This window comes from Anaerococcus lactolyticus ATCC 51172, assembly GCF_000156575.1.
Classification (GTDB): Bacteria; Bacillota; Clostridia; order Tissierellales; family Peptoniphilaceae; genus Anaerococcus; species Anaerococcus lactolyticus.
Genome location: NZ_GG666201.1, coordinates 1 through 233, shown reverse-complemented (window position 1 = coordinate 233; position 233 = coordinate 1). Strand labels below are relative to the sequence as shown.

General features: G+C 64.4%; 1 protein-coding gene. It reads right to left on the bottom strand.

Annotated elements, in window-relative coordinates; genetic code table 11:
• Positions 1-233: hypothetical protein (locus tag HMPREF0072_RS12245; RefSeq protein WP_438829780.1), on the bottom strand; the 233-nt coding region annotated here is incomplete at both ends.

The window sequence follows — 233 nt, the reverse complement described above, 5'->3', positions numbered from 1 at the left end:
CAACAGCAGCCCCAGCGCCGCGCACCCCACCCAGAGGAAATCGATCGGACGTCGTGATGACAGCATCGCCACCGTCAACGGCCCGGTGAATTCGATGGCCACCGCGATGCCGAAGGGAATGGTGCGCAGGGCCATGTAGAACAGCAGGTTCATCAGGCCCAGAGTGAGCCCGTAGCGCAGGATGGTGACGGCATCCGGGCGGCTGGTCTTCCAGCGCCATGGTCGCCAGAACA